Genomic DNA, 18,296 nt, shown 5'->3' on the forward strand with positions numbered 1-18,296 from the left:
TGTTTGATAACAGTTCTCAATAAGGATTCGCTGTGACCCATCATAACGCACTCTCTCTGGTTGCCCTTGCCGTGGCGGCCGGTCTCTCATCCCAGGTCTTTGCTGCCACCCAGAAGGCGGATGAAGTCGTGGTCGTCAGCGGCTCACGGATGGAGCAAAAACTGGAAGATGTCTCCGGCCCCATCTCGGTGATCACCGCCAAGCAGATTGAAGAGCAGGTCGTCACCAATGTCGCCGACCTGTTCCGCTACGAACCCGGTGTGACCGTGCTCGGCGGTCAGGGGGATGCCCAGACCTTCGTCATCCGCGGCATGGGTGAAAACCGGGTCAAGGTGGTGCGCGACGGCGTGCGCCAGAACGATGCCTACAGCAAGGGTGGTGTCGGCCAGAGCTACTTTGATACCGACATGATCAAGCAGGTGGAAGTGGCCAAGGGGCCGGCGTCTGCGGCCTACGGCTCCGATGCGCTGGGTGGCGTGATTGCCATCACCACCAAGGATGCCAGCGACTTCCTCAAGGGCAAGGATAGCTATCTGGATGTGACCAGCGGTTACGCCTCCAGCAGCCACCAGAAGATGGCGGGCTTTACCGGCGCCCTGCGCACCGGCGAGGTGGAGAACCTGCTGCGCTACACTTGGCGTGATGGCGGGGTGACCCAGAATTACGACTCCAGCAAGAACGACTTCGACATCGGTACCCACGCCCTGCTGCTCAAGAGCAAGTGGAACCTCTCCGATGAGCAGTTCCTTAAGCTGACCGTTGACTACCTGACCGATGGCGAGGAGCCGGATGCGGTCAAGCTCAACAAGGTGGGGACCGGCACTGCCCGTGTCTTTGATCAGCCCATCACCGACAAGCAGACCGACAACCTCTCGCTGGTGCTGGATCACGGTATCGCACTGAATCAAGGCTGGGCCGATCGGATGGATACCAAGGTCTACTTCGGTCGCACCAAGCAGACGCTGGATCAGTACGCCTCGTCCAAGTATCCGGTCAGCCCCGGCAACCCCTATGTGACCAAAAACTCGCTGGATCACAATGTGTTCGATCAGAAGAACATCGGCGCCCAGTTGCAGTTCCACAAGGCGGTCGCGAATCACCGTCTGGCCTGGGGCGCTGAATACGAGCATACCGACAACGAACGTACCCGTTACAAGGGGCCGACCACTCCCGGTGATTTTGTCGGCTACAACGAGCTGAGCTTCCCGGCGACCACCAGCGAACGCAGCGCCCTGTGGGCCTTTGACGAGATCAAGTTTGGCGAGCGCTGGGTGTTGACCCCGGGTGCCCGTTATGACTACTACCGGATGACCCCGGACAACGATCCCGCCTACACAGGCGATCAGCTGCACAAGTTCTCCGAAGGGGAGTTGTCACCCAAGCTGGGTCTGGTGTTCAAGGCGCACGAGGCGGCCAACCTGTTCGCCCAGTACAGCCACGGCTTCAAGGCCCCCATGTATGACAGCGCCTTCTCCACCCTGAACCATCAGGCTTACGGCTATCGCATCGAGCCCAACCCGAACCTCAATCCTGAGAGCAGCGACGGCATCGATCTCGGCGTGCGTGGCAACAGCCACGGCTTTAGCTACGAAGTGGCCAGCTTCTACAACAAGTTCGATGATTTCATCGAGATGGTGGAAGTGGGTCAACAAGGGCGCACCGCCGTCTACCAGTACCAGAACCTGAGCAAGGCGACTACCAAAGGGGTTGAGGCCAAGGCGGATTACTGGCTCAACGACATCGTCAATGTCTGGGGCAACCTGGCTTACATTGAAGGCAAGGATGGGGATGGCAACTACATCAACAGCCTGAGCCCGCTCAACGGCTCGGTCGGTGTGCGTCTGGAACAGTCCCAGTGGAACTTCAACACCGCGCTGCGCTTTGCCGACGACATGGACAAGGTGCGCAAGGATGCCAAAGGCAACGATTACGTGAAGAGCGCCGGTTGGGGTGTGGTGGATATGTACGCCCAGTTCAACCCGATGACCGACCTGCAGCTCAACGTCGGGGTCTTCAACCTGTTTGACAAGGAGTACACCAGCTACGAGCGCATCGCCGGTCGTGCCGAGGGCTCCGATAACAGCCTGATGACCGAACCGGGCCGCAACCTGAGCGCACGGGTCAAATACGTATTCTAAAGAGCAAACAACAGACGCAGATGATCAAAGGGGCTTCGGCCCCTTTTTTGCGGCAGCTATGTTGCGACGATGGCGCAGAGCAGATGTTTGCCTAAAAAAAGAAACCCGCCATGGGCGGGTGGAAGGATTGCAACACTAACCAGGAGGAGGTGTTATCAGGTAGACCCTGCTTCTTCGGTAATGGTTCAATTTTATTGAAGTTTTTTCGTTTTCTTCGCGGGGTTTCCATCGGGATCTGTGGGGCGGATGGGTTATCATTCTGCTCCCGTCATCCGGTTGCAGAGGATCTATGCCCGCGTTTTCCTGGTTAGCGCTCTTTTTCGGCGCCTTCTATTTTGTCTACGGCGCTTACTTGCCGTTCTGGTCGCTCTGGCTGGAGGGGGTGGGAGTCAGCGCCGAGATGATCGGTCTTCTGCTGGGGGCGGGAATGGCGATCCGCTTTGCCGGCAACCTGATGGTGATGGGGCAGATCAAGGGGGCGGGCCATCTGTTGCCAGTGACCCGATTGCTCTCCCTGCTCAGTCTGCTGGCGTTTCTCGGCTTCTACCTCAGTCATAACCTCTGGTGGCTGGTGGGTTTGACCCTGCTGGCGAACTTTATCTATCCGACCCTGATGCCGGTGGGAGAGGCGCTGGCGACCCGCATGGTGGTGCAGGCCCACCTCGATTACGGCAAGGTGCGGCTGTGCGGTTCCTTTGCCTTTATCGTCGCCTCGACGCTGGTGGGGGCGTTGGTGGGCAACTTCGGTAGCGACTGGATTTTGCACACCATGGTGGCGGGGTTGGTGCTGATGCTGCTGCTCAGCTGGCTGCCGCTCTATCCGGCGCCGCAAGATAGCCAAGGCGAACGTGCCAAGGCCTCTTTGTTGGCAACCCTGCGCAGCGCGCCGGTACGTCGCTTCCTGCTGTTGACGGCGTTGCTGCAGGGGAGCCACGCCGCCTATTACGGTTTCAGCGCCATCTACTGGAAGGCGCAAGGGTATAGCGGCACCATCATCGGCTATCTCTGGGCGCTGGGGGTGGTAGCGGAGATCTGCATGTTCGCCGCCGACAAGCGTTTCTTGCAGCGCTTTGGCGCCCAGAGCCTCTTTATCGCAGGTGCCATCGGTTGTGTGGTGCGCTGGGTATTGCTTGGGGCCTCGACCGAGCTGTGGGTACTGGTGCTGGGGCAACTGCTCCACTCGGTGACGTTCGGTATGAGTCATCTCGGGGCGGTGCGCTTCATGACTCGCCAGCTTCCGGCCGAGCAGTTGATCCCGACTCAGGCGCTCTATGCGGCCCTTGGCCTCGGCATGACAGTGGCGGCCCTTATGGCGATTTGTGGCGTGCTGTTCGAGCCCCTCGGCGGCGGCATCTTCTTCCTGATGGTGCTGGTGGTGTTGCCGGTGTTCTTCCTGCGGCTGCGCCCCTTTGCGCCGTCTGTGCAGGAGAGTGATCCGGCCTGATACAGTTCTAACTGAATCATCACCTAAATAGCTGTTCCGAATAGTAGATCACCGGAGGAAGGGGACTCAGTCCAGTTTGTGCGATCAGATTAGTCGCCAAACAAAACAGGCCACACCCAAAGGACTGAGTTGATGCCGCTCCTCCCCCCCTGTCACGACCACAACGGTGCCTTATTCACAAAATCATCCATGCCACGCGCGATAAAGGGCATGCTAGCCGCGTGATGGCCATTTTGCTGTTACATTAAGGACGCACAATCACTGATGTTCATCACCTTACCGGCGATGTGCGCTCGACCATCGACCATCGACCATCGACCATCGACCATCGACCGTTGGCTTCGGTGGTATCGAGATGAAGGGGCGGGGTGTTAGAAGCCTTGCCCCCGTCTTGCCTGCCGCCAAGATTGTCACTTTATTGGTGCTGCTTCCTCGAATCGTTCAAGGGGCAACGGGGACTACCACGTCCGCCAAGACATCGTGGTGGCAAGGGGCGAACCCGTGGAACCGGGCCGGATTACATCTCGGTGATGGTGGTACAAGACCGAGCAGGCCACCATGCGGATTTTCAGTTGGAGAAAATAGATGCCGAGGCGGTCATCGCGGTCTTGCAGCTGCTGGTATCACCGGATGCGGTACTGTGTAGCGATGGAGCGGGTGTGTATGCCTGTTTCAGCAAAGAGCAGGGCGTAACCCATCAGGTAGTGCACAATCGCCAAGGCGAACGGGTGGTCGGTGCGTATCACACATCTAGCACGTGAACGGGTATCACCATCGGTTGAAANAATCGCCAAGGCGAACGGGTGGTCGGTGCGTATCACACATCTAGCACGTGAACGGGTATCACCATCGGTTGAAATAGTGGATGGAGCGCTTCCATGGCGTGGCGACTCACTATCTGAGGAATTATCTGGGTTGGCGCAGGATGCTGGAGCGTTGCGGGAAGGGGCTGAATATCAAAGCATGTTTGCATGAGGCGCTGGGACACCCCATGCAACATGTAATTGGGACAGCGCCTTAGCAAAAGGTATTTATCAGGCTTGCAGCCAGGTTTCGATACTGCGCTGGATGCCAGTATCGTCCAGACCGAGCAGGGCATAGATCTCCTGCTGGGTGCCTTGTTCAACGAAGCGATCCGGCAGGCCGAGGTTGAGCGCCGGCTTGCACTGTTTGCTGCGCATCAGCAGTTCGTTCACCGCCGAACCGGCGCCGCCCATGATGGCGTTGTCTTCGATAGTGACGAAGTGATCGTGGCTGGCCGCTAGCGACAGCACCAGTGCCTCATCCATCGGTTTGACGAAGCGCATGTCCACCAGAGTGGCATCCAGTGCCTCTGCGGCCGCTTTCGCGTGGTGCAGCAGAGTACCAAAGGCCAGAATAGCTGTACCTTTGCCCTCTCGCAGGATACGTCCCTTGCCAAGCTCCAGCGCCTGCATCTCTGACGAGATGGGAGCATCACTCAGACTGCTGCCGCGCGGGTAGCGCACCGCGGCAGGGCCCTGATGGAGATAGCCGGTATAGAGCATCTGGCGGCACTCATTCTCGTCGGATGGTGTCATCACCACCATGTTGGGCACGGTGCGCAGGAAGCTGATATCGAACGCCCCCTGATGGGTCGGGCCGTCGGCACCCACCAGACCGGCCCGGTCGATGGCGAACAGCACCGGCAGATCTTGCAGAGCCACATCGTGGATCACCTGATCGTAGGCACGCTGCAGGAAGCTCGAATAGATGGCGACCACCGGCTTCTTGTCGGCAATGGCAAGGCCTGCGGCGAACGTGACCGCATGCTGCTCGGCAATCGCCACGTCGAAGTAGCGATCCGGATATTGCTGGCTGAATTTCACCAGACCGGAGCCTTCACGCATGGCGGGGGTGATACCGACCAGCTTCTCGTCTTTGGCGGCCATGTCGCACAGCCACTGGCCAAAGATGGCGGAGAAGGTGGGTTTGGCACCGCTCGCCTTGGGCAGGGAGCACTCGTCCGGATTGAACTTGGGCACCGCGTGATAACCGATGGGATCTTTCTCTGCCGGCTCGTAACCCTTGCCCTTCTTGGTTTTGACGTGCAGCAGCTGCGGGCCCTTGAGGTTGCGCATATTGCGCAGGGTCTCGACCAGCGCCTCGATATCGTGACCGTCGATGGGGCCGATATAGTTGAAGCCGAACTCCTCGAACAGGGTGCCTGGCACCACCATCCCCTTGAGGTGCTCTTCGGCCCGCTTGGCCAGCTCCTTGACCGGTGGCAGCCCCGCCAGCACCTTCTTGCCGCCTTCGCGGATGGTGGTGTAGAGCTTGCCGGACATGACCCGGGCCAGATGGTTGTTGAGAGCGCCGACATTCTCGGAGATGGACATCTCGTTGTCGTTGAGGATCACCAGCATGTCCTTGTGCACATCGCCAGCGTGGTTGAGCGCTTCAAAGGCCATCCCTGCGGTAATGGCACCGTCACCGATCACCGCTACCACCTTGCGGCCCAGCCCTTCGCTCTCGGCGGCAACCGCCATGCCGAGCGCTGCACCGATGGAGGTGCTGGAGTGGCCGACGGAGAGGACGTCATACTCGCTCTCGCCACGCCAGGGGAAGGGGTGCAGACCGTCTTTCTGACGGATGGTGTGGATCTGGTCACGGCGCCCGGTCAGGATCTTGTGGGGATAGGCCTGATGGCCCACGTCCCAGATCAGCCGATCGAACGGGGTGTTGTAGACGTAGTGCAGGGCCACGGTCAGTTCGACCGTGCCGAGACCGGAGGCAAAGTGTCCGCTGGAGCGGCTGACAGAGCGCAGCAGATATTCGCGCAGCTCGTTGCACAGCACCGGCAGCCGATCTTTGGGCAAGGAACGCAGCTCGACCGGAGTGTCCGCGAGGGCCAGGTTGGGGAAATTGCTAATATCAACGCTCATATTGTTACTGTTATCCAGCGTTTAGTGGGTTCGCTCGATGATGTAATCGGCAAACGCTTCCAGAATGTCCGTATTGTAGGGCAAGGATTGCAGGGCTGTTAAGGCTTTCCCATGCAGTTCGCGAGCCAGCTCACGGGCATTTTCGAGTCCGAGCAGGGCAGGATAGGTACTCTTCTCCAGCGCCAGGTCAGAACCTTGCGGCTTGCCCAGGGTGGCGGTATCACCTGTGATGTCGAGGATGTCATCCTGCACCTGGAAGGCCAGCCCGATGGCTGCGGCGTAGGTTTGCAGCGCAGCCAGTGTGGCGTCATCGACATCGGCTTTGCACAGGGCGCCGAGCGCCACGGCGCACTCAATCAGCGCACCGGTCTTGTGACGGTGTACCTGCTCCAGCTCGGCGAGCGAGATCTGGCGCCCTTCGGCCTGCAGATCCAGCGCCTGACCGCCACACATACCCAGATAGCCGGAGGCGCGGGCGAGGGTACTCAGCATCCGCACCCGGTTGGCCATCAAGGTATCGGGCATGGGGTGGTCGGCCAGAATGGAGAACGCCAGGGTCTGCAGCGCATCACCGGCCAGAATGGCAGTTCCTTCGTCAAACGCCTTGTGAACGGTTGGCTGACCGCGACGCAGGTCGTCGTTATCCATGGCGGGCAGGTCATCGTGCAGCAGGGAGTAGGCGTGGATGCACTCCACGGCCGCCGCGGGGCCATCCAGCAGTTCGCTCTTGACGCCCAGCATCTCGCCGACCGCGTAGACCAGAAACGGGCGAACCCGCTTGCCGCCCAGCAGCAGGCCGTAACTCATGGCATCGCGCAGACGCGGCGCCATGGCGGGCAAGGATTCAAGTTGTGCTGACAGACAGTCGTCAATACGCTGACGATGCAGACGGGAAAAATGGTCCAGCGCCACTCACTCCTCTCCTTGTTCTGGCTGGAAGGAGGCGAGCTGGTCACTGCCATCGGCTTGACTGAGCAGGATCTGGATCTTCTGTTCGGCCAGTTCCAGCTTCTGCTGACCGGCCCGTACCAGATGAACGCCTTGCTCGAACTGCTTGAGCGCCTCTTCCAGGGGTAGGGAACCTTGTTCCAGCTGATGAACGATGGTTTCCAGCTCTTCCAGAGTGGCATCAAAACTCAGGCGGTCGATTTTTTTACTGGCCATGTCCATCCTCGGGGATTGAAAAAAACGGCTTATATTAACATCGACCGTCCACAGGGGGGAGGCAGAAAAGCACTGCCCCCTCAAACTCTCGCTAAACTGGCCGATAATGAGCCATCATTCTCAGTGGATGCATGCTTGCCGCATGGGTCGCAATAGCAGAAAATTCAACAAACTATAAATAGACATAAGAACCGGTGACAGGAGTAGGGACGTGGATCTAGGCAGTCTTATAGGGATAGTGCTGGGTTTCGGGGTGGTGGTGTACGGCATGCTGCTGGGCGGGCCCATGAGTATGTACGTGGATATGCCATCGGTCTACATCACCATATTGGGTTCCATCTTCATCGCCATGATGAAGTTCAACATTGGCCAGTTCCTGATGGCATTCAAGGTGGCGGGTAAAGCCTTTATGTACAAGGGCGACAAGCTTGAAGACCTGATCACCAAAGCCGTTGAACTGGCTGACGCGGCTCGCAAAGGGGGTTTTCTGGCACTGGAGGCCGCAGAGATCCCCAATCCATTTATGAAAAAAGGGATCGACATGCTGGTGGATGGTCACGATGCCGATGTGGTGCGTGCCGTGATGGAAAAGGATATTGACCTGACAGCAGAGCGCCATGTCATTGCCATCAAGGTTTTCCGTACCCTTGGGGATCTGGGCCCGGCCATGGGTATGATCGGTACTCTGGTGGGCCTGGTGGCCATGCTGGCCAACATGAGTGACCCCAAGTCGATCGGTCCGGCGATGGCGGTGGCCTTGCTCACCACCCTGTACGGTGCGATTGAGGCGAACATGATAGCGATTCCCATCGCCGACAAGCTGGAACTGCGCAGCGGGGAGGAGAAACTCAGTCGTACCCTGATCCTCGATGCGATTATGGGGATTCAGGATGGTCAGAATCCGCGGGTGATCCAGTCCATGCTGCAGAACTATCTGAACCAGTCCAAACGTAATACCGGCACCGAATAGGGGGCGCTATGTCTGATTGCAAGTGCCCGCCACCTGGGCTGCCCGGTTATATGGGCACCTTTGCCGACCTGATGTCGCTGCTCATGTGCTTCTTCGTGTTGCTGCTCTCTTTTGCCGAGATGGATGTGCAGAAGTTCAAGCAGATAGCCGGCTCCATGGACAAGGCATTCGGTGTACAGAACATCCTCGAAGTGAAAGATATTCCCAAGGGAACCTCGGTGATCGCCCAGGAGTTCAGGCCCGGCCGCCCGGAGCCCACGCCCATTGATACCGTGATGCAGCAGACCATCGATATGACCCAGACCGAGCTGGAATTTCTGCCCGGCGAGTCGGATCAGGCCGGTGGTCAGGACAAGAGTGATGGCAAGCAGACGGGGGGCGATACCGCTCAGGATGCACAGAAGGCGCAGCAGCAGTCCAATACCCTGGCAAAAGCCCTTGCCGAGCAGATGAAAGATCAGATCCAGGATGGCGCCATCGAGATTGAGGCGCTGGGCCAGCAGATCATTATTCGGATCAGGGAAAAAGCGTCGTTCCCGGCCGGTTCGGCGTTTCTGCAGCCCCAGTTCTGGCCAGTCATTCGCAAGGTGGCGACCCTGCTTAAGGATGTGCCGGGGGAAATCACCATCTCCGGTCACACCGACAACGTGGCGACCGAAGATGAGCTGTTCCAGTCCAACTGGGAGCTGTCATCGCAACGGGCGGTGGCGGTGGCGCACCAGATGATCAAGGTCCCCGGTTTTGATCCGGGGCGGCTGGTGGTGCAGGGGATGGCGGATTCCCAGCCACTGGTGCCCAACACCACTCCGGAAAATCGTCGGATGAACCGGCGGGTGGAGATCGCCATCATGCAGGGCAAACCGACCGTATCGGCGCCCATTTCAGTGCCGGAAGGGAAGTAGGCGAGAGTAATGACGATGCCGCAAGTGGGATCTGCATCAGGGGGCTGACGTGGATTTTGTGTTGGCTTCATATTAAGATGCCTCATCCGAACCGATTGCTGCGGCCTCCTTGCAGATAGCCGCAGCTTCTATTTTCAAGCAACCCAGGTTTCGACTATGAATCATACTCCGATGACTGTTCGCGGCGCTGAGAAGCTGCGCGAAGAGCTCGATTATCTCAAGACCGAGCTTCGTCCCCAGATTATCGAAGCGATTGCCGATGCCCGTGAGCACGGCGATCTGAAGGAAAACGCCGAATACCATGCCGCTCGCGAGCAGCAGGGGTTCTGTGAAGGGCGCATCCAGGAGATTGAAGCCAAGCTCTCCAATGCCCAGGTGATCGACGTCACCAAGATGACCAACAACGGCCGTGTGATTTTTGGCGCGACCGTTACTCTGCTCAAGAGCGAGACAGAGGAAGAGGTGGTCTACCGCATCGTGGGTGACGATGAGGCTGATATCAAACAGAACCTCATCTCCGTCAACTCACCCATTGCTCGTGCCCTGATTGGCAAGGAAGTGGACGATGTCGCTATCGTCAAGACGCCGGGCGGTGATGTGGAGTACGAAGTGCTGGAAGTCGCTTATATCTAAGCGAATGCCACAGAGGATGAAACAGGGGGGCTGGCGCTCCCCTGTTTGTCTTTATCGGTATCACGACTGATCAGGACAGATACGCCTCGGTAAAGGCGTCCTGATGACGCTGGAACAGCCAGTGGCGCAGCCGTTCTATGTTGCTCTCGCTCATCTGAAAGCTCAGCGCCCAGGTGGCATGGTTGGCATTTACCTTGATGCGCCTTACCAGTCGTCCCTGCAGTGGAAAAGGGGCCTCTTGCTCGATACAGAGCTCGCCGTTGATGGGCGTATCGGCCACCATGTCGAAGGGCAAATTTTCCACGATGAGGCCATTGAGGGAGAGACTGAGCACCTGAAACAGGCCCAGTTCGCTGCAAAGCTTGGCTTTTTGGGTGAGACGCCAGGCGCGCGGTTGCGCAAATCCCAGCTCCCTGATGACAGGTGCAGATAGCCGAGGCTCGACAAAGCCGTCTTCCCCTTGGGTAAATGTCAGAGGAAAACGCAGCTGATGGCATGCGAAGCGAGCTTCGAGTACAAGGTGTTCGGCTTTTTGCAGCAAGCCAAGCATGGGGGCATCGAGGTGACCACTCAGAACATGGGGGTCCTGATTGCTCCCCAAGTCCCGCAGCATGGCCAGCTCATCGTCGGTCAGAATGGGATGGTGAGCCATAATGCGTGTCCGGAAGTATTCATCGCAGGTTAAGGGCTTTGCGACTACTTTGGCAAGCGACTCGGGAAGAAGTGGAATAAGGAAAGAGCGATGCTCTTTCCTTTTACTTGCGGGGCAGCTGGATTTTGGGTTCGTTGGCTTGACGATAAATGGTCAGCACATGACCCATGCTCTGCACCTTGATTGAACCGGTTTCACGGACGATAGCATCCATAACCAGTTGTTTCATTTCGCGATCTTCAGAGGCAACCTTAACCTTGATCAGCTCGTGATGGTTCAGTGCCAGATCGATCTCGGCCAGTACACCTTCGGTCAGACCATGCTGACCCAGCAGGACGACAGGCTTGAGGCTATGGGCAAGGCCCTTGAGGTACTGTTTCTGTTTATTGTTGAGAATCATCGCAATTTCTTCATAAGTCAGGGTTGAAAGGGGCGTATTCTACCCCCACTTAGCCCTTAATACTAATAACCCTTGTGGTTTTTTAAAGTCGATTATCATGACCCAGAAAAAACGTTCCCCCAGTTCAACTCGCTGGTTAAAAGAACATTTCGACGATCAATACGTCAAAAAAGCCCAGAAAATGGGCCTGCGTTCTCGTGCTGTTTTCAAGATTGACGAGATCCAGGGCAAGGATCGCTTGCTGAAAAATGGCATGACCGTAGTGGATTTGGGAGCCGCCCCCGGTGGTTGGTCCCAGTTCGCGGTTGAACAGGTTGGTGATTCGGGTCGCGTCATCGCATGTGACATTTTGCCGATGGATCCCATTGCTGGTGTCGATTTCCTGCAAGGGGACTTTCGGGAGGAAACTGTGCTTGGCGCCTTGCTGGAGCGAGTGGGTCCCGACAAGGTCGATGTGGTGATGTCTGATATGGCGCCCAACATGAGCGGTACCCAGCAGGTGGATCAGGCTCGCGCCATGTATCTGGTCGAGCTGGCGCTGGACATGTGCAATCAGGTATTGCGCAGTGACGGCAGTTTCGTGGTGAAGGTGTTTCAGGGAGAGGGCTTTGATGCCTATCTCAATGAAATTCGTAAACTTTTCTCCGCCGTCAAAATTCGTAAACCAGACTCATCCCGCGCCAGATCACGGGAAGTCTACATTGTGGCTACCGGTTTTAAACTGTAGTACCCTAACCTTCATCGTTAACTGTCAGTCTGCGAGGTTACTGATTTGAGTGACATGGCGAAAAACTTAATCCTGTGGCTGGTCATCGCCGTCGTTTTGATGTCGGTGTTCAATAGCTTCAGCCCCAGCGATACCACCAGTCGCCAGCTGGACTACTCCAGCTTCGTTAAAGAGGTGACCCAAGAGCAGATCCGTGAAGTGCGGATGGACGGTAAGGTCATTAATGGCGTCAAGCGTACTGGTGAACGATTCACCACCATCATCCCTGCGCCGGATCCCCAGCTGCTCAACGACATGCTCAATCACAATGTCAAAGTGATGGGCGAGAAGCCGGAAGAGCCGTCTCTGTTGACCTCTATCTTCATCTCCTGGTTCCCGATGCTGCTGCTGATCGGTGTCTGGGTCTTCTTCATGCGTCAGATGCAGGGCGGCGGTGGCAAAGGTGCCATGTCGTTTGGCAAGAGCAAGGCTCGCCTGATGAGCGAAGATCAGATCAAGACTACCTTTGCTGACGTTGCAGGTTGCGATGAAGCCAAGGAAGAGGTGAAGGAACTGGTCGACTATCTGCGCGACCCGAGCAAATTCCAGAAACTGGGTGGCAAGATCCCGACCGGTGTGCTGCTGGTTGGTCCTCCCGGTACAGGTAAAACCCTGCTGGCCAAGGCCATAGCGGGCGAGGCCAAGGTACCGTTCTTCACCATCTCTGGTTCCGATTTCGTGGAGATGTTCGTCGGTGTCGGTGCCTCCCGGGTGCGTGACATGTTCGAACAGGCCAAGAAATCCTCCCCCTGCATCATCTTCATCGATGAAATTGATGCGGTCGGTCGCCAGCGTGGCGCCGGTCTGGGTGGTGGTCACGATGAACGTGAGCAGACCCTTAACCAGATGCTGGTCGAGATGGACGGCTTTGAAGGCAATGAAGGCATCATCGTCATTGCTGCCACCAACCGTCCTGACGTACTGGATCCGGCTCTGCTGCGTCCGGGCCGTTTCGACCGTCAGGTTGTGGTCGGTCTGCCGGATGTCCGTGGTCGTGAGCAGATCCTGAAAGTGCACATGCGCAAAGTTCCGTTGGCGGATGACGTCAATCCGGCGCTGATTGCCCGTGGTACCCCCGGTTTCTCCGGTGCGGATTTGGCCAACCTGGTCAACGAAGCAGCCCTCTTCTCTGCCCGTGAGAGCCGCCGAGTGGTCTCCATGGCTGAGTTCGAGAAGGCCAAGGACAAGATCATGATGGGTGCAGAACGTCGCTCCATGGTGATGAAAGAGTCCGAAAAAGAGATGACTGCGTATCATGAAGCCGGTCACGCCATCATTGGTCGTCTGGTGCCGGATCATGACCCTGTGTACAAGGTCTCTATCATTCCGCGCGGTCGTGCACTGGGTGTGACCATGTATCTGCCGGAGCAGGATCGCTGGAGCCACTCCAAGCAGCACCTGGAGTCCATGATCTCCAGCCTGTACGGTGGTCGTCTGGCGGAAGAGCTGATCTACGGTGCCGAGAAGGTATCGACTGGCGCTTCCAACGACATCGAGCGGGCGACCGAGATTGCACGCAAGATGGTCACTCAGTGGGGTATGTCCGAGCGTCTCGGCCCAATGCTCTACGCGGAAGAAGATGGTGAAGTGTTCCTCGGTCGCAGCATGGCCAAGGCCAAGCATATGTCCGACGATACCGCTCGCGTTATCGATGCCGAGGTCAAGCAGGTCATCGACCGCAACTACGCCCGTTCCAAGCAGATCCTGCTGGATAACATGGACGTGTTGCACAGCATGAAAGATGCGCTGATGAAGTACGAGACCATCGACGCCAAACAGATCGATGATCTGATGGCGCGTCGCGAGGTTCGTGCTCCGAGCAACTGGCATGACGAGCACGGTGATACCCCGCAAGGCGGTTCCACCGTGGCTGCCGAGGCCAAGCCAGCAGATGAGGCTGCTCAGGTGGCGGATGTCACTATCGACAAAGCCAACGACGCTCCGGCCAAATAATCGTGACTCTCCAAACCCCGGGCTTGCCCGGGGTTTTTCTTTATTAGATGGACGTGAAAATGCAGTTAACCAGCAAGGGCCTTAGCCTCTCCCTCGATCGTCCCCATGTGATGGGGATCCTCAATGTAACGCCCGACTCCTTCTCCGATGGCGGCAATTTCAACCAGTTTGAACGGGCGATGGCCCATGCGCGGCAGATGGTCTCTGACGGTGCGACCCTCATCGACATCGGTGGCGAGTCAACCCGTCCTGGTGCGCCCGATGTGAGCGAGCAGGAGGAGCTGGACAGGGTCATTCCTGTCGTGGAACAGATGGTCCGTGAGCTGGACGTGATGATCTCCCTCGATACTTCCAAAGCGGCAGTGATGCGGGAGGGTTGCAAGGCGGGTGCCCATCTGATCAACGATGTGCGGGCGCTGCAAGAGCCGGGAGCACTGCAGGCAGCGGCAGAGGCTGCTGTTCCTGTTTGCCTGATGCATATGCAGGGGCAGCCGCGAACCATGCAGGTCGAGCCCCACTATGACGATCTGATCGGGGAGGTGCGCGCCTTTTTTGATGAACGCATTGCGGCTTGTCTGGCAGTCGGGATCCGTCGTGAAGACCTGTTGCTGGATCCGGGATATGGCTTTGGCAAGACCCTTGCACACAACTATCAGCTGTTGGCGGCTCAAAAGGAACTGCTTGATTATGACTTGCCGCTATTGGTGGGGATGTCGCGAAAGTCTATGATAGGCAACCTGCTGGGCCGTCCGGTGGATGAGCGTCTGGCGGGCAGTCTGGCATGCGCCCTTATCGGCATGCAGCATGGGGCTCGCATCATCAGGGTACACGATGTACGGGAGACCATGGACGCATTGCGCGTCGGTTGGCTGGCAATGACGGGACAAGATTTTATTTCCAGATAATAAAGAGAACAGACAATGGCAAGAAAGTATTTCGGTACCGATGGTGTGCGCGGCAAGGTTGGCGAATTCCCGATCACTCCTGATTTCGTGATGAAATTAGGTTGGGCTGCCGGCAAGGTGCTCTCCAAGAAGGGCACCAAAAAGGTGCTGATTGGTAAAGATACCCGCATCTCTGGCTATATGCTGGAGTCTGCGCTGGAAGCGGGGCTCTCCGCGGCGGGCCTCAAGGCAATTCTGATGGGGCCGATGCCAACACCGGCGGTGGCTTATCTGACTCGCACCTTCCGTGCCGAAGCCGGCATCGTCATCAGCGCTTCTCATAACCCCTTCTATGACAACGGCATCAAGTTCTTCTCCGCCGACGGCACCAAGCTGCCCGATGATGTCGAGCTGGCTATCGAAGCCGAGCTGGATCACGAGCTCAAGTGCGTCGAGTCTGCCGAGCTTGGCAAAGCGGTGCGCATTGACGATGCCGCCGGTCGCTATATCGAATTTTGCAAGAGCACCTTCCCCTCCCACATGAATCTGGATGGGGTGAAAATGGTGGTCGACTGTGGCCACGGAGCCACTTACCACATTGCGCCGTCGGTTTTCCGCGAGCTGGGTGCCGACGTGATCACCATGGGTTGTGCCCCGGATGGCCTCAACATCAACGATGGTGTCGGTTCGACTGCGCCCGAGGCGCTGGTTGCCAAGGTGCAGGAGTGCAAGGCAGATTTGGGGGTGGCCTTCGATGGTGATGGTGACCGTCTTATCATGGTTGACCATACCGGCTATCTCATCGACGGTGACGAAGTGCTCTATATCATCGCGCGCGATGCCCTGCGTAATGGTCGCCTCAAAGGCGGTGTCGTCGGCACCCTGATGGCCAACATGGGCCTGGAGCTGGCACTGCAGACCCTGGGCATTCCGTTTGCCCGTGCCAAGGTGGGTGACCGCTACGTGCTGGAGATGATGGAAGAGAAGGGCTGGCGCATCGGTGGCGAGAACTCCGGCCACATTATCTGTCTGGATCAGACCACCACGGGTGATGGCATCGTGGCCGCCTTGCAGGTGCTTACCGCCATGCGCAGTGCCGAGATGCCGCTGGCCAAGCTGCGCTCCGGCATGAGCAAGTTCCCGCAGGTACTGGTCAATGTTCGCTTTGCCGAAGGCAAGGATCCGCTGGCTGCTGATGCTGTCATGGATGAGGTTGCCAAGGTGGAACAGGAGCTGGCGGGTCGTGGCCGCGTGCTGTTGCGTAAATCCGGTACCGAACCGCTGATCCGGGTCATGGTAGAAGGTGAGCATGAACCGCAGGTGCGTGACATGGCTCAACGCATCGCCAAACAGGTCGAATCGGCGTTTTAATGAACAACCAGGGCGGCTTTTTAGCCGCCCTGGTTGTATCTTGTTCAAACGATTCGAAAATTTAAAAATAGCACTTGTCAGCTGAGCATCCTCTGGATATTATCAGCCCCGCTTTCGCAAGGGAGTTGCCGATGGGACATCGCAAGCCGTTTGTAGCAGCCAACTGGAAGTTGCACGGTAGTAGGTCGCAGTTAGAGCAGTTTACGAGTCAGTGTCTGAACGGCGTTGACGGAAAAGTAGATGTGGTTCTCTGTCCTTCCCATGTGCATCTCGACTTTACCGCTTCACTGCTCAATGAGCAGAAAGTAATAAAGTTGGGGGCTCAGAATGTGAGTCAGCACGACACTGGCGCTTACACAGGAGAAATCTCGTGTCAGATGCTGGTTGAGGCAGGGTGTCGTTACGTATTGGTAGGGCACTCCGAGCGCAGGCGTCTCTTTGGTGAGACCAGTTTTATCGTCGCAGAGAAGTTTGCGGCAGCCAGAGCGGCAGGCTTGATTCCCATCCTCTGTTTAGGTGAGTCAGGTGCAGCGAGGCAGGCGAGAAGAGCCTTCGAGGTGATCGCCGAAGAACTGGATATCGTCATAGAGAAAAATGGCGCGATGGCTTTCGATAATGCTATCATCGCCTACGAGCCGATTTGGGCTGTAGGTACAGGTAAATGCGCCACACCCGAGCAGGCACAAGAGGTTCATTCCTTTATACGTGGTCGCTTGGCGGAGGATACTCCGGTAATAGGTGAGAAAGTTAGAATCATCTATGGTGGGAGCGTAACGCCGACCAATGCGAGAGATTTGTTTGCCCAGCCCGACATTGATGGCGGACTGATTGGCGGAGCAAGCCTCGATAGCGATGCGTTTTTAGGAATTGTTGAAGCGGCAAAGGGTGCAAGTTAAATGTACGAGATTCTTTTAGTCGTTTATCTGTTGGTGTCACTGGCTTTGATTGGTCTGGTGATGATTCAGCAAGGTAAAGGGGCTGATATGGGCGCCTCCTTCGGCGCAGGGGCATCGAACACAGTATTCGGCTCCGGTGGTTCAGGCAGTTTCCTGACCCGAACAACAGCAATTTTGGCTACTCTGTTTTTCGTTATCAGCCTGGTGCTCGGATCTATGTCCAGCAACAAGGTAAAACAGGGTAGTGAGTGGGAAAATATGCAACAAACCCAACAGGTTGAGCAGACCAAAGCGCCAGTGAACAAAGATACTGACGTTCCCCAGTAAGTGAGTTTTGCCGTGGTGGTGGAATTGGTAGACACGCTATCTTGAGGGGGTAGTGCTCTAGGGTGTGCGGGTTCGAGTCCCGCCCACGGCACCAATTAAGTAGTGAGCTCGGGTAACCGAGTGTATTATAGCCAGTCACTCTTGTATGAATAGATTGAAATGGCTATAATCTCGCACGATTTCGGACGCGGGGTGGAGCAGCATGGTAGCTCGTCGGGCTCATAACCCGAAGGTCGTCGGTTCAAATCCGGCCCCCGCAACCAAATTTCACGCATTTCCTACGCTCAGGAAGGCGGTCGCTGCGAGGCGACAATCAGGGTAAAGCGCCAAGCCCCGATTTGACATCGGGGCTTTTTGTTATGTGCAATTTACTCTGTATCGATCTCTATCTGGGCTTTATGCCCTTTTTTTGTTTTTCGGAGGGTGACTTTGGCTACGTTGGAACAACGTTTGACCGATCTGCTCGAGGCTCCGGTCGTTGCCTTGGGTTTTGAACTTTGGGGTATTGAGTTTATCCGTGCGGGTAAACACTCCACCTTGCGTGTCTATATCGACGGCGAGCAGGGTGTGACTGTCGAGAACTGTGCTGAGGTCAGCCATCAGGTTGGCGCCATCATGGACGTCGAAGATCCCATCACCGAGGAGTACTACCTCGAGGTATCCTCCCCCGGCATGGATCGTCCGCTGTTCAAGGTTGCCCATTTCGAAAAATACGTTGGCCAAGAGGCGGCGGTAACGCTTCGGATGGCAACAAATAACCGCCGCAAGTTCAAAGGCGTAATCAAAGCTGTGCAAGGCGACATGATCACCCTGACAGTAGATGGTAAGGACGACGTGTTGGCTTTCACCAATATCCAAAAAGCGAACATAGTGCCGAACTTTGGTTAACGAGG

17 protein-coding genes, 2 tRNA genes and 2 pseudogenes are annotated in these 18,296 nt (G+C 57.0%); 16 read left to right on the top strand and 5 right to left on the bottom strand.

Going from position 1 to position 18,296, the window contains the following annotated elements; translation table 11 throughout:
• Positions 1-32 precede the first annotated feature (32 nt).
• The 4 genes and pseudogenes from BSP75_RS17490 to BSP75_RS17500 form a co-directional block, all read left to right on the top strand.
• Entirely contained in the window at positions 33-2,138 is a 2,106-nt protein-coding gene (locus tag BSP75_RS17490; protein ID WP_075114041.1) for a TonB-dependent hemoglobin/transferrin/lactoferrin family receptor, read from the top strand.
• Between the two features lie 289 nt (positions 2,139-2,427).
• Positions 2,428-3,582, top strand: a complete 1,155-nt coding sequence (locus tag BSP75_RS17495; RefSeq protein WP_075114042.1) for a 3-phenylpropionate MFS transporter — start codon at positions 2,428-2,430, stop codon at positions 3,580-3,582.
• Between the two features lie 149 nt (positions 3,583-3,731).
• A pseudogene (locus tag BSP75_RS21310) lies at positions 3,732-4,012 on the top strand (IS630 family transposase); the annotation flags it as partial.
• Positions 4,011-4,603: pseudogene (locus BSP75_RS17500) on the top strand (transposase); the annotation flags it as partial. The pseudogenes BSP75_RS21310 and BSP75_RS17500, both read left to right, overlap by 2 nt.
• Before the next feature lie 13 nt (positions 4,604-4,616).
• Here BSP75_RS17500 and dxs read toward each other — a convergent pair.
• From dxs to xseB, 3 genes are read right to left on the bottom strand one after another with little or no spacing between them, the layout of a single operon-like run.
• Positions 4,617-6,485 carry a 1-deoxy-D-xylulose-5-phosphate synthase gene (gene dxs / locus BSP75_RS17505; RefSeq protein WP_075114043.1) on the bottom strand — a complete coding sequence of 623 codons (1,869 nt, stop codon included), beginning with the start codon at positions 6,483-6,485 and terminating at the stop codon, positions 4,617-4,619.
• A 21-nt stretch (positions 6,486-6,506) separates the two neighbouring features.
• Positions 6,507-7,397 carry a (2E,6E)-farnesyl diphosphate synthase gene (gene ispA, locus BSP75_RS17510; RefSeq protein WP_005343523.1) on the bottom strand — a complete coding sequence of 297 codons (891 nt, stop codon included), beginning with the start codon at positions 7,395-7,397 and terminating at the stop codon, positions 6,507-6,509.
• On the bottom strand, positions 7,398-7,649 hold the full coding sequence (gene xseB / locus BSP75_RS17515) for an exodeoxyribonuclease VII small subunit (RefSeq protein ID WP_075114044.1): 252 nt from the start codon (positions 7,647-7,649) through the stop codon (positions 7,398-7,400).
• A gap of 211 nt (positions 7,650-7,860) precedes the next feature.
• Between xseB and pomA the strand changes: the two genes are divergently transcribed.
• From pomA to greA, 3 genes are all read left to right on the top strand, one after another.
• Entirely contained in the window at positions 7,861-8,619 is a 759-nt protein-coding gene (gene pomA / locus BSP75_RS17520) for a flagellar motor protein PomA (RefSeq protein ID WP_042060088.1), read from the top strand.
• A gap of 8 nt (positions 8,620-8,627) precedes the next feature.
• Positions 8,628-9,521, top strand: coding sequence for a flagellar motor protein MotB (locus tag BSP75_RS17525; protein ID WP_075114045.1), 894 nt, complete (start codon positions 8,628-8,630; stop codon positions 9,519-9,521).
• 156 nt (positions 9,522-9,677) lie between these two features.
• Positions 9,678-10,154: a transcription elongation factor GreA gene (gene greA / locus BSP75_RS17530; RefSeq protein ID WP_005338833.1), complete on the top strand. Its 477-nt coding sequence runs from the start codon at positions 9,678-9,680 to the stop codon at positions 10,152-10,154.
• Positions 10,155-10,224: 70 nt separating this feature from the next.
• Here the strand turns inward: greA and BSP75_RS17535 are convergent, their stop codons facing one another.
• A complete protein-coding gene (locus tag BSP75_RS17535; protein WP_075114046.1) occupies positions 10,225-10,806 on the bottom strand; it encodes a PilZ domain-containing protein in 582 nt (193 codons plus the stop codon).
• Positions 10,807-10,909: 103 nt separating this feature from the next.
• Complete coding sequence (yhbY, locus tag BSP75_RS17540; RefSeq protein ID WP_005338829.1) at positions 10,910-11,206, bottom strand: ribosome assembly RNA-binding protein YhbY; 297 nt, start codon at positions 11,204-11,206, stop codon at positions 10,910-10,912.
• A gap of 97 nt (positions 11,207-11,303) precedes the next feature.
• Here yhbY and rlmE point away from each other — a divergent pair, with 97 nt between their 5' ends.
• The 9 genes from rlmE to rimP all read left to right on the top strand — a co-directional run bounded on the left by rlmE (position 11,304) and on the right by rimP (position 18,291).
• A complete protein-coding gene (gene rlmE, locus BSP75_RS17545) occupies positions 11,304-11,933 on the top strand; it encodes a 23S rRNA (uridine(2552)-2'-O)-methyltransferase RlmE (protein ID WP_033137773.1) in 630 nt (209 codons plus the stop codon).
• Positions 11,934-11,978: 45 nt separating this feature from the next.
• Positions 11,979-13,925 carry an ATP-dependent zinc metalloprotease FtsH gene (gene ftsH / locus BSP75_RS17550; RefSeq protein WP_075114047.1) on the top strand — a complete coding sequence of 649 codons (1,947 nt, stop codon included), beginning with the start codon at positions 11,979-11,981 and terminating at the stop codon, positions 13,923-13,925.
• 59 nt (positions 13,926-13,984) lie between these two features.
• Positions 13,985-14,830 (top strand): dihydropteroate synthase, encoded by an 846-nt coding sequence (folP, locus tag BSP75_RS17555; RefSeq protein ID WP_075114048.1) that lies wholly within the window; start codon positions 13,985-13,987, stop codon positions 14,828-14,830.
• Between the two features lie 15 nt (positions 14,831-14,845).
• On the top strand, positions 14,846-16,180 hold the full coding sequence (glmM, locus tag BSP75_RS17560; protein WP_075114049.1) for a phosphoglucosamine mutase: 1,335 nt from the start codon (positions 14,846-14,848) through the stop codon (positions 16,178-16,180).
• A 131-nt stretch (positions 16,181-16,311) separates the two neighbouring features.
• Positions 16,312-17,076 carry a triose-phosphate isomerase gene (gene tpiA, locus BSP75_RS17565; RefSeq protein ID WP_058052387.1) on the top strand — a complete coding sequence of 255 codons (765 nt, stop codon included), beginning with the start codon at positions 16,312-16,314 and terminating at the stop codon, positions 17,074-17,076.
• Positions 17,077-17,403 (top strand): preprotein translocase subunit SecG, encoded by a 327-nt coding sequence (gene secG / locus BSP75_RS17570; protein ID WP_075114050.1) that lies wholly within the window; start codon positions 17,077-17,079, stop codon positions 17,401-17,403. It begins immediately after the preceding gene.
• Positions 17,404-17,412: 9 nt separating this feature from the next.
• Positions 17,413-17,497 (top strand) — tRNA-Leu (locus tag BSP75_RS17575).
• A gap of 92 nt (positions 17,498-17,589) precedes the next feature.
• A tRNA-Met gene (locus BSP75_RS17580) sits at positions 17,590-17,666 on the top strand.
• Between the two features lie 166 nt (positions 17,667-17,832).
• Complete coding sequence (rimP, locus tag BSP75_RS17585) at positions 17,833-18,291, top strand: ribosome maturation factor RimP (RefSeq protein WP_042060102.1); 459 nt, start codon at positions 17,833-17,835, stop codon at positions 18,289-18,291.
• Positions 18,292-18,296 lie beyond the last annotated feature (5 nt).

Origin of the sequence: Aeromonas sp. YN13HZO-058 (assembly GCF_001921245.1) — a bacterium.
In the GTDB taxonomy this organism is placed as follows: Bacteria; Pseudomonadota; Gammaproteobacteria; order Enterobacterales; family Aeromonadaceae; genus Aeromonas; species Aeromonas allosaccharophila.